The organism is Scytonema sp. UIC 10036 (genome assembly GCF_009725235.1).
Genome location: NZ_WJFC01000310.1, coordinates 1 through 11,460 on the forward strand (window position 1 = coordinate 1; position 11,460 = coordinate 11,460).

Below are 11,460 nucleotides of genomic sequence, written 5' to 3' on the forward strand. Positions count from 1 at the left end.
TGTAATAAAATTATAATTATTGGCGGATGAACAAGCAGAAATAAACAGGAAAACATTATAAATAAATTGTCGTTTTTTCATAATTTTTAAGTCCCCATTCTCTCTACTCACTTTTTTCCAAAGATAAATATTTACGTTCGTTCATCAACTTAATGAATAAAATCACCTTCTCCTATTGCTTTATAAACTTCACGAATCATATCGTAATCAGTATCAACAGCCATCGTCATTGTTGAACCTTGAAACTGCTCGTTACCTGGGGCTAATAACATAGCTTGAAGTAACTTATCTTGATGTTTGAGCATCAAATTTCCTATGTGTTCTATGAAAGCTGTATCGAGGTTGTTACTAGCCGCAAACACATCACTAGGCAAAAGCGGTCCACTTGCTATCACTGGAAATTCTGTTTCCGATAAACCTGCGTCTCTCAAAGCTTTTTCATATCCTGACAAAGAGCGTGCTAAAGCATCAACATCTCCTTTTTTTAAGGCTTCTATTCCCTTGTCTCCTAGAAAGAGAATTTTGACATCAGATTTTGGATCTAATCCAGCATCAAGAAGAAGCTTTGTAGGATAAATATGTCCAGCAGTTCCTCCTTTTGAACGCATAGCAATTTTTTTTCCTTTTAATTGAGATATTGACTCAATCCGACTTTCAGCACGAACAGCAATGACTGCATGATACTTTGGTCTTTTGATGGCAACTATAGGAACTGCTTTTGCCCTAGCATTTAAAATGACATATTCTGATGGACCCGCAAGAACTATATCCACTTGCTCAAACTGTAAGGCTGGTGCTGCTGCTACAAAACTTTCTACAGGAAAAAATTCAATTTTTATGTTTAATATATCCTCTAATACAGTCCGAAAAGCTTCATAATCTTGCTGTAACTCTTTAAAACCTTTCACATCTGTTACTGTAAATCTTAATTTTTTAGGAAAATTGCTAGCTGATTTCTTAGAAATATCATTTAGTGGATTGGCAATCGTACAACCACTACTAAAAAGAAGAGAATACCAAATAAAGTTACGTCTTTGCATATATAAAAAAATAGATAAATCATAGAAAATGTTATTAGTTTAATCAGTATCAACAAGAAAAAGTACAGTAGTATTACTGATATTAGTACGGTGTAGCTCGCGCTGCCAGCTTGAAAAAATGCTACTTGCATCACCTGTTATGGTATTCCTTAATTATTGATAATCAATATTAAGTAGTGTAGGAAGAGCTAACTATCTACGTAGAGGGTTGTATAGGATGAACAATGAATTTCTGGAGATGTTGAGTGAACACAGATGTACACCAGTTTGTTATTTTTGTAAAATAACTTGTTAATAAGGATTCGCAAAACAATAAATGGACTGGATTACCCTACTGCGATCGCTGCAGGCAGATTTTATCAAAAGATTCACATCTGGTCGTTTGCTGCATTGTGAAATAGAAGGGCAACATAGCGAATTAACAGTTATTTCTGGTGAGAGATTAAAGGCACTTCGGGAATTTTGCTGGCAGATGGCTGAGAAATACAAACGTACTTCTCCCGTTCGTGATGTGTTTATTAGCAATCTCAAAGGAAAGTTAGGTGAAGAAGTTGTTAAAGAACGTTTGGCAGATTTTATTACAGAAGTGGATTACGACAAACGCTTCGGTGGCGATGGTAAGGTTGATTTTACACTGACTTTTGACTCCTCTGTTGGCATTGCCGTAAAATCTCGTCACGGCAGTATTGATAAAGCTAGATGGTCTATCGGTATAGAAGAAGTGCAAAAAAATGCAGTTGTTGTTTGCATTTTAATTCAAGAAGAGGTGAATGAAGCACAACCAGAATATCATCTCTTTTTAGCTGGCTTTCTTCCAACCCAAATGATTAAGCTTAGGACAGGTAAAGTCACATTTGGTATGGAACAATTAATGTATGGCGGAGGATTGCGTTGCTATTTAGAACAGTTACAAACTTTTACAGATGATAACTTTCCCCGACAACAAGCTCCTATTTACAGGTATCCTACCAAACGAGAAATTCCAGAGGTGCAACCCAAACCTCAGTTGATGAAGCCCAATTTCTACCGTGAAGAAACTAGTTATTCTCCGTCACGAAATGAAGAATTAAGCCAGCTTTATATAAAACTGGGTGATGAATACTTTGAGAAAGGAAAGTATGATGGCGCAATCGGAGCTTACAATGAAGTTTTGCAACTCAATCCTAAAGATGTCATTATTTACTACAAACGCGGTTTAGCCCGGTATCATTTGGGAGATTATGAAGGTGCGATCGCTGATTACTCCCAAGCCATTAGAATAAATCCTTATTATGGCAAAGTCTATACTAGAAGCGGTTTAGCCCGGTATCATTTGGGAGATTATGAAGGTGCGATCGCTGATTACTCCCAAGCCATTAGAATAAATCCCAACGACGCCTTTGCTTACAAAAACCGTGCTGATGTGCGTTCTCATATAGGCGATCGTCAAGGCGCATTAGAAGATTATACTCAGGCAATGAAAATGAATCCGAACTTGCTAAAAGATAAGCAAGGATTCTCTCAAGTTGTTGAAGTTCATCCCACTGACGCAGACAGTTATAAAAAACGCGGTCACTCCCGTCATGATATTGGGGATTACAAAGGAGCGATTGAGGATTTCACTCAAGCAATTAAGAAAAACCCTAAAGATATTAATATTTTTTACCACCGCGCCAATGCTCGTTACGAGCTAGGAGATTACGAAGAAGCTATTAAGGATTACACTCAAGTTATTCAAGTCAATTCTCATGACGCTGATGCTTATTTCAACCGAGGACATACTTACTTAAATTTAGGAAATAAGCAAGAAGCTCTAGAAGATTTTCAGAGAGCGGCAGATTTTTACCGCAAAGAAGGTAAACTAGAAGAACACAAAAATGCACGGGAAAGAGTTCTCGATTTAGAAATAGAAGACTCATTAGATATTTTAAATTTTTAGCCAAATCGGTCACATCCCCCAGCTCGTTCCCAGCTTTTAGCTGGGAACGAAAGACCAAAAAGTGAGACCAATACTGCAAGGGTTGAGGAAATTGTAAGTTGGGTAGATCGGAAGCTTTACCCAACAAATGCCGAGCGATGTTGGGTTTCGTTGCTCAACCCAACCTACGTTAAATCTGTGTTTTTTGCTCTAAGATTGCAAGCGATTTTTTGCCCACGCCTCAACAAGCTCTCTAACCCAAGCACCACAAGGTTGTGTAGGGTCTTTCTCTTGCTGAATTTGTTCAATGACCCAATCATCTAAAACCACGGACAGGGTAGTTTTGTTTTTCCTATAATTTTTGTTATATTGTTTCACCTTTTCTTTATGTGCTTTTTGCCATAATTTTGCTGATTCACTTTTTGCCATATTAATATTTAGGATTTTTTTTACTTCACTGTTATTATAGTAAATTATACCATTGGTCATTGGTCATTTGTTATTTGTCATTGGTCATTTGTGGGGTTTCAGGCATATTTACATTTGGTAACTTAGTTCTTTCTAGTTTCCCGTTTCTCGTTCTCAGATTCTAATTATAGTCTAAACGCCAGTTGATAAAAACAGTAGGCAATGGAGTGGTAGTTGTTTCACGAACCGCAGAACTTGCTCAAGCTGAAATTGGCAGTGTAATTACAAACTTTGTCCCCTCACGAGGAATTGACAGACAGTCAATTTGTCCATTGTGATTATCACAAATAATTTGTTTTGCGATCGCTAATCCCAACCCCGTACCTTGGTTGACTCCTTTGGTAGTAAATAAGTGGTCGAATATGTGTTGTTTTACTTCCTCGCTCATCCCAACACCATTATCGTCAATAATTATTTTTACCTGTCGCTCGGCGGCGAGTGTTGTAATTGTAATGCGGTTGGGATTAGCTGTAATTTCAGCAAAAATACGCTCTGTGTTAGAAGCATCTAAGGCATCAATAGCATTTGCCAGAATATTCATAAACACTTGATTTATTTGACCGGGAAAGCACTCAACTTGAGGTAGGTCACCGTACTTTTTAAACACTGTAATTGCGGGACGTTTGTCATTAGCTTTGAGACGGTGTTTGAGAATTAAAATTGTGATATCGATCCCTTCATGTAAATTAAATGGCTGTTTGTAGTCTCGATCGCTCCGAGAAAAAGTCCTGAGACTATTGCTAATACTTATAATGCGATCGCAAGCCACTATCATTGAATCCAGCATCTTGAAGAAGTCTTCTATACAATAAGATAAATCAATTTCATTGGTATGATTAATAATTTTTTGGTTGGGTGTAAAGCTTTCTTGATAAAGTTTTAAATGTTCAATAATATCTATAAAACTTGGTTTTGCTTGTTTGAGGCTAGCCGAGATAAAACCAACGGGATTATTCATTTCGTGTGCTATCCCCGCTACTAAATTACCCAAAGCTGACATTTTCTCGCTTTGAATCATTTGTAGCTGAGTTTGTTGTAACTCTTGTAAAGATTGGGTTAGTTCTGCTGTATGTTTTTGCACCCGTTGTTCTAAAGTACGGGTAAGATGGGAAATTTTTAGATGTAGTTTTAATCTAGTAATGACTAGCAATATCCCACTGAAACCTACAGTTGCCCAAAGAATTTTGCCACCGGGAAGAAACCATCGACTACCCGCACTGGCTAACCACAAACTTCCTCCAGAACCAAGGATAGACCACAAAACAATCCAGAGAGACGAAAAAATACCAGAAATTCCTTGAAGATTAGTTTTTAGTGTTTTTGCCCCTCGCACCAATTGAAGTTTATGCGATCGCCTTGAGTGTGATACTGTTGCACTGCTGTTTGCCAAACCTTCACAGCTTCTGCAAAACGTCCGAAAGTGAAAAGTTTCCGTCCTTCCTCAAGCTAGTAATGTTGGTTGCACCCGAGCGGGAACTAATGACAGCAGAACCATGTTGCAATTCAATTTGTTTCCCTCGTAAATAAGCAGAACCTGTAGCAATTCCACTGACATCTACAAGGGCTGACGATCGCAGTTGAATATTCCCTAAATTTGTTGAAGGTGAAGTAACAAGCTCTGCGGCTGAATTATTTTGTCCAATTCTCCATTCCGCATTCCTAAAAGCTGCTAGTTCGATATTGCCAGAATCAGCAATCAGCAATCCACCATCAAGCGTTAAATTACCACCCACTAAGGTAATGTTATGACTTGGCTGAACTTGTAATCCAGCGCGATCGCTTCCTCTTTGCAGAAGCGATAAGCCTACTAGCGATACGTTGTGTGCTACCTTTAAGCCTCACATCTCTAACAAGATTGTGAGACTACAACATTCTGGGTTAAGGACTCAATAGACAGTTGTGTTCCCTTAACCAGGAAGGCGGTAGCCTGCAAAGCAGCCAACATAATGTTAACCGCGCCTACCCAATCTCTGGGAGCCGTAAACTTACATTTGGGACAAGCAAACACTTTGTTGCCGCCTAGTTTCCGATGAATTTCTCCACAGTGTGGGCAAGTTTTTGAGGTGTAAGATTCATTAATCCTAACTACGATCACACCGCTTCTTAATGCTGCTTGTTCTAAGTGTTTGGCAAATCTTCCGGTTGCCCAAGACAACATATTTCTAACTGACTTTCTGTTAATCTTTCGGGCAGTTTTCAAAACCATTTGACTGGTTTCATAAGTGGGCAGAAATATAAGCTTGTACGCACTAGTGAGCAAGCTGGATGCTTTGTGGTGTAAATCATTAACTAAGTTACGAATCCTTTCTCTCAAACGTTCTATAGCTAAAGATAGCTGATATCTTTTCCGTTTGTTTTGCTGACCCTTAGCTAAAACTTTTTGACTGATAAGTCGGTCAAGGTGCAGACACAATCTAGTGATTCGTCCGATATCTCCCTGACCAATCTCTAAGATGTTTTCTCCGTCAAACCCAGTCAAAAAACAGCGATTACCGGGGTCAAGACTAATCACTCTATCACTTTCAGTTGCTACTACCTCTCGCACTTCAGGGAAACACGCAAACCATTGCCCTTTTTGATAAACTAACTCTGTTCCATAAGCACAATTTTGCGGCACTTCGTACCCAATTGCGGAACAAAATAACAATCCTTTTACCTTACTAGGAAACCACGTACCATTCTTGTAAGCATCATTCTTGAATTGGATAACCTGTGATTTATCCCGACAAGAACGAAATCGCATTTCAAATTTACCCCGCTCGGTTTTTGGCTGAGATTTCCACGCCTTTAAAGCTTGCCGCTTTGCGCTTTCTGCTTCACACACAGCCTCTTGCCTAGTTTTACCTAAACATTGCGTCCATTCATGTTCTGGTTTCTTTTGTAGGGGGTAATATCTCCTGGATTTTGCCGCATCTGCAATCCAACCTACATCAATTCTCTCTCATCGATTTGTTGGGTTTCGTTCCTCAACCCAACCTACATCAATTCTCTCTCATTGATTTGTTGGGTTTCGTTCCTCAACCCAACCTACATCAATTCTCTCTCATCAATGAAAAAGGCAACACGAAACGGGTCGTTTCTTCCCGTTCCCTGTTGCTCTCGATCGCTTAATATCCGCCTTCTTCTTCGTACTCTGGCTGTTTCTCCTTAATCTTCTTGGGAATATTTACGGGTTTTGGTGGTTCGTCATCAGCCCAAGCATCGCGATCTAAATCGTCGTCATAATCGTCATAGTCATTGCTGTATGGCTTGGGGTTTTTGGGTTTTGATTCGTACTTGGGTTGTGCCTTGTACCTATCTTGACCTGTTGCTTCACTCCAATTGTCTTCTTCCTCTTCTTCGTACTGTACGGATTCGTACTGCCGTGCTTCCATCACCCGACGCGTAGGACGTTCTTCTTCATAATAATCCTCGTGCCATTCCTCCTCCATTACGGGTTCGGGTGCGCGGGTAATTTTTGGCTTGGGTTGCTCTAATGGGACACCGGGTGGTAATTGATTGCTTGGTGCTATGGTGCGGGAAGCATAACCTCCACCATATTCTTCTGCGTCTTCACGTTCCCAAGGTGCTCTACCAATACCCAAGCGCTCTAACACACCAACTGTCAGTTGGGTCACTCTCTCTTCTGCGCCTTCAAATACAATCAGTCGATTTGGTCCCGTGCTGACTATTTCGTCTACCGAAATCTCATAAGTGCTGAGAAATTGGTCGGGAATTTGCGGTAGCCCTAATGATGCAATTGTAATGGCGTAAATCTTTCCTGTTTCCCCATTAAACTTGAAGCCCCGTACTTTCCCCAACACGTCTCCTGTTTCTGTGATGACTTCCCAGCTGACTATGTTGCTGTAAGATTCGACTTCAATATCTTCTATGACATCTTCATTGTCAACCAAAATGACATCGCCAATTTGGTTGATGCTATTGAGATACATATAACGTGGCACACCAGAAATGGAGATCAGGCTGTCTCGCAAGCTAAGAGCCACAACCTCTCGCTGATCGACATCAACCCAAACTTGGCTGATGATGCCAAGCCGTTTGCCGTTATCGCGGGTGATTACCTGGGTGTTTAAAATATCGGAACGTCTAATAATTTGTTCGGAGGTCATTATGTACCGAGTCCTGATCTCGAATCCGGTTGTCTATATACACTATTATTATCAAAAACTCAAGCATTCGTATGGTTGGATTATAACTTAATACCCAAAACTTGGGTGTACGCTCCTCTCGCTTGAGTCACGCCAATTGTGCGTTCGGCTGATTCTATCATCGGTCGGCGCAAACTGACAACAATAAATTGCGCTTGTTGCGCCTGTTGCTTAATCATTTTAGCTAATCGTTCTACGTTTGCCCCATCTAAAAACATATCAACTTCATCAAAAGCATAAAATGGCGAGGGTCGGTAGCGTTGGAGTGCGAAAATAAAACTTAACGCTGTTAGGGATTTTTCTCCTCCAGACATAGAAGCGAGTCGCTGCACTGGTTTGCCTTTGGGGTGTGCCACTAGGTTTAATCCACTGTTGAATGGATCTTCTGGATTGTCGAGTTGCAAGTAACCGTCGCCTTCGGAGAGGGTAGCGAAGATGGATTGAAAATTTTCATTCACTGCATCGAAGGCTTCTTTGAAGGCGCGTTGGCGTAAGGTGGTAAAGTTCTCAATTCGTAACAAAAGTTCGGTGCGTTCTCCTTCTAAAGTCTGCAGTTTTTCGCTGAGTCCTTCCAAACGTTTTTGAGTACGTTCGTACTGTTCCAACGCTAGCATATTGACGGGTTCCATTGCTTGGAGTCGTTTGGCTAGCGATCGCAATTCTTTTTGCAGGTCTTCTAAATCTACTTTATCTGGAACCTCTGGCAATGGGCTGGGTAATTCTGCGCCTACTGTACGCAATTGTTCTTGCAATGTGGCAAACTCAGTTCGCCTTGTTTGCTGGGTTTCTTGCAGCTTTTGCTGTTCCCATTCCAACTGTTGCTCTCTGGTGACGTGCGATCGCAATTCTTGTTCTGTGCGATCGCGTTGTTGTTTTTCTTCTCCTAAATTCTTTTCCATTTCACTCAAATTTGCCCGAATTTCTGCAATTTGAGTGTTGAGTTCGGCAATTTGTGTCGATACCCCCTGTAGAGCTTCTGTTGATGATGTTTGTTGCTCTTGATATTCTTGGATGCGGCTTGAGCATTCTTGAATTTTCTCTTGCAAGCGCTGCTGCTGGTTTTCTAAATTTTTCAGTTTTTGCTCGGCTTCTCGCAATGCTGCTTCTCTTTGTTGTAATTGTTGCTCTTGAATTTTGATAGTCCCTTGAATTTGTTGCCATTCTTGCGGAGTTTGGGACTGTTCCAACTCCGTCAACGCCTGTCTTAATTGTTGCAATTGTTGCTCTTGACCTGGTAATTCCCGCTCCAACACTTCCAAACGAGATTGGGCTGTTGCTAACTTTTCCTGGTTTTGAGTTAATTGCGATCGCGTTCCTTCTAACTGTGCGCTCAAACTCTTAATCTCTTTCTGTAGTTGTTCGGTGTGCAACTGCTGTTCTCGCCGCCCTTGTCTTGCTTCAGTCAGTTCTTGTGTCAGTTGTTTTGTTCTGACTGACAGAGAACTGATTGCTTCACCACAACGCTCTAAAACCTTTTCAATATCTGCCAATCGACGCTTTAAACTAGCAACTTCCTCAGATTCAGCTGCTTCCACCGTCCCAAACCGCAACGCCGAACGCTGAGTTGTGCTACCCCCAGTCATGGCTCCACTGGTTTCTAACAATTCTCCATCTAACGTTACAATTCTATACAATCCCAACTGCTGGCGTGCTTGTTGTAAATTTTCAAACACCACCGTATTCCCGAAAACGTAAGCAAACACATCTTTGTAACGGCGATCGCACTCTATCAAATTAACAGCATAATCCACAAAGCCATTAGCGTAGCGCAGTGTAAAATCTTGAGTCAATTTTGGAGCTTGAATTTTATTTAAAGGAAGAAAAGTTGCCCTACCAGCACGTTTTTGTTTGAGCAATTCAATTCCGGCTGAGGCTATGCTGTCATCTTCCACGACTATGTGTCCCAAACGCGCCCCGGCTGAAATTTCCAAAGCCAATTGATAGCGAGGTTCCACGCGTCCCAACTGTACAACCATCCCGCAGACTCCTGGTATACCCGCTTGCAAAATCAATTTGCTGGCTTGGGTTCCTTGGACTTCTTGTTGGGCTGCTTGTTGGGCTTCTAGCTTGTCTAAGGAGCGTTGTTTTTCCCTTTGTTCTTGCAAAAGACGCTTTTGAGTATCTTGTTGGATTTGCAGTTCTTGTTCTGTAGCGGATAAAGTTTCGGCTAGGGCTTGAATGGGTTCGCTTGAAGCATTAAACGCTGATTCAACTTGAGTGTACTCAGCTTGTTTTTCTGCAAGCTGGGGTTCTAAAGTTTGAATCAGTTCTGTTTGTTCTTGGATAAGTTGCTGTAATTGGTTGTTGCGTTCTCGTAACTGGGCTTGTTCCGTGCGTTGGGGATCGAGGGTTTGCAGCACGGCTTCTATTTGACGGTTGAGAGCTGTTTGTTGCTGTACCCAAGCTTCTGAGGCGGAAGCAATTTCTGCTGCTATCTCGCGAGATTTTTCTAATTCTTGTTGTGCTTCATCTCGTTGAGTTTGTAAAGATGAAATGTACTGGGTTTGTTCGCTCTCGTTTTGTGCGAGTTGTTCTAAGGTTTGCTGGTGCTGTTGAATTTCCTGAATTGTTTGTTGCTTGCGTTTGATGGTTTCTTGGATTGCTGTTTCTAGTTCTGTTTGTTGGCGTTGAAGTTGCTTGCGTTCTGCTTCTTGGGTAGCAAGGGTAGATTGTACTGCTAAAAGTTGTTCTTCTCCCAATGATTTGACATGGGCGTTGAGTTGTTCGAGTTCGGTTGTTTTTTGGGCGATTTCTGATTTTAGGGTTGCTAGTTGGGTGGTGAGTTCTGTAGAAGTGCGATCGCCCTCTTGGATTTGTGTGGCTAATTTTTCTTGCTGGTTTTGTAAGGAACGCCACGATAAAACGGTTTCCCAAAGTTGTTTTTCTTGATACTCAGTGCGAAGTTTTTGGTATTTTTCTGCTTTAGCACGATCTTGGGAAAGGCGATCGCGTTGTGCAATTAACTCCGTCTCTACAATGCGACAGCTATCTTCTTTTTCCTTAACTTCATCTAAAGTTCCTTTAGCTTGGGTAATTTTGCGGTCAAATGCTGCTACCCCTGCTAATTCATCAATAATTTCCCGTCTCTCACGAGAGTTCATGGAAATAATGCTGGTAACGTCCCCTTGTAGTACGACATTGTAACCTTCTGGGTGAATCCTTAGTTTCTCTAGTTCCTCGTGCAGTTCTGTGAGGGTACAGGAAACACCATTGATGTAATAATTTGAGGTGTAAGTTCCTTGGCTTGTGACTCTCAGCCTTCTGGTGACGCTCCATTCCACACCAGATTTTGCTTGAATTTTGGCTTTGCGGTATTTTTCCTCTTCGCTTTGTTCCTGGCGATCGGTTTCTTCATCAATTGCTGAATCTGTGACATCGGTTTCTTCGTCTATAACGACTTCTGGAACTTGGTGTACGTCGTCTACGATTAAGTCAGATAAATCAAATGTCACTGTAACGCTCGCTTCGATGCTGGCTCTTCCCTTTGCAGTTTGATTATTGTTGACTAAATCGGGTAGGCGATCCGCCCGCATTCCCTTTGAACTGGCGAGTCCAAGGCAAAAAAGCAGTGCGTCGAGAATATTGGATTTCCCGGAACCGTTGGGTCCGGAGATGACGGTAAACTCCGGTAGTAAGGGGACAGAGGTCGTACCGCCGAAGGATTTGAAGTTTGTGAGTTCTACCCGTTTTATATGCACCATAGGTGGTTGCTAACTGGGGGAATGAAGTTCAAGTGTACCAACAAAGTTATCAAGAGGTTAGGGGGTTTGGGTAATTGAACTGCAGAGGACGCTCCAGAGCGCAGAGAATGAGAAGAGTTTAAGGCTAGTTTATCAAGAGAATTGTGAGATGTGTCTCTTTTACACATCTGCGAGGCGACGAGTCTATGGCGAATGGCGTATGCCGG

The 11,460-nt window shown here is 41.5% G+C and carries 8 protein-coding genes; 1 reads left to right on the forward strand and 7 read right to left on the reverse strand.

All coding sequences use genetic code 11. The annotated features are described in order from the left end of the window. Positions 1 to 149: 149 nt before the first annotated feature. A complete protein-coding gene (phnD, locus tag F7734_RS58120; RefSeq protein ID WP_155753226.1) occupies positions 150 to 1,040 on the reverse strand; it encodes a phosphate/phosphite/phosphonate ABC transporter substrate-binding protein in 891 nt (296 codons plus the stop codon). 316 nt (positions 1,041 to 1,356) lie between these two features. Between phnD and F7734_RS58125 the strand changes: the two genes are divergently transcribed. Then, positions 1,357 to 2,958: a tetratricopeptide repeat protein gene (locus tag F7734_RS58125; protein WP_155753229.1), complete on the forward strand. Its 1,602-nt coding sequence runs from the start codon at positions 1,357 to 1,359 to the stop codon at positions 2,956 to 2,958. Between the two features lie 189 nt (positions 2,959 to 3,147). Here the strand turns inward: F7734_RS58125 and F7734_RS58130 are convergent, their stop codons facing one another. The 6 genes from F7734_RS58130 to smc all read right to left on the reverse strand — a co-directional run bounded on the left by F7734_RS58130 (position 3,148) and on the right by smc (position 11,254). Next, positions 3,148 to 3,426, reverse strand: coding sequence for a hypothetical protein (locus F7734_RS58130; protein ID WP_155753231.1), 279 nt, complete (start codon positions 3,424 to 3,426; stop codon positions 3,148 to 3,150). 178 nt (positions 3,427 to 3,604) lie between these two features. Then, positions 3,605 to 4,795, reverse strand: a complete 1,191-nt coding sequence (locus F7734_RS58135; RefSeq protein WP_347566468.1) for an ATP-binding protein — start codon at positions 4,793 to 4,795, stop codon at positions 3,605 to 3,607. A gap of 4 nt (positions 4,796 to 4,799) precedes the next feature. Beyond that, entirely contained in the window at positions 4,800 to 5,138 is a 339-nt protein-coding gene (locus F7734_RS58140) for a hypothetical protein (RefSeq protein ID WP_155753232.1), read from the reverse strand. Positions 5,139 to 5,251: 113 nt separating this feature from the next. Continuing rightward, positions 5,252 to 6,340: a transposase gene (locus F7734_RS58145; protein WP_347566469.1), complete on the reverse strand. Its 1,089-nt coding sequence runs from the start codon at positions 6,338 to 6,340 to the stop codon at positions 5,252 to 5,254. A gap of 172 nt (positions 6,341 to 6,512) precedes the next feature. Continuing rightward, positions 6,513 to 7,514: a PRC-barrel domain-containing protein gene (locus F7734_RS58150; RefSeq protein ID WP_155753233.1), complete on the reverse strand. Its 1,002-nt coding sequence runs from the start codon at positions 7,512 to 7,514 to the stop codon at positions 6,513 to 6,515. 80 nt (positions 7,515 to 7,594) lie between these two features. Continuing rightward, positions 7,595 to 11,254 carry a chromosome segregation protein SMC gene (gene smc / locus F7734_RS58155; protein WP_155753234.1) on the reverse strand — a complete coding sequence of 1,220 codons (3,660 nt, stop codon included), beginning with the start codon at positions 11,252 to 11,254 and terminating at the stop codon, positions 7,595 to 7,597. Positions 11,255 to 11,460: the final 206 nt, after the last annotated feature.

Bases quoted from the DNA above. Each gene is read 5' to 3' on its own strand.
- phnD (WP_155753226.1), bottom strand. From the start codon at position 1,040: ATGCAAAGACGTAACTTTATTTGGTATTCTCTTCTTTTTAGTAGTGGT.
- F7734_RS58125 (WP_155753229.1), top strand. From the start codon at position 1,357: ATGGACTGGATTACCCTACTGCGATCGCTGCAGGCAGATTTTATCAAA.
- F7734_RS58130 (WP_155753231.1), bottom strand. From the start codon at position 3,426: ATGACCAATGGTATAATTTACTATAATAACAGTGAAGTAAAAAAAATC.
- F7734_RS58150 (WP_155753233.1), bottom strand. From the start codon at position 7,514: ATGACCTCCGAACAAATTATTAGACGTTCCGATATTTTAAACACCCAG.
- smc (WP_155753234.1), bottom strand. From the start codon at position 11,254: ATGGTGCATATAAAACGGGTAGAACTCACAAACTTCAAATCCTTCGGC.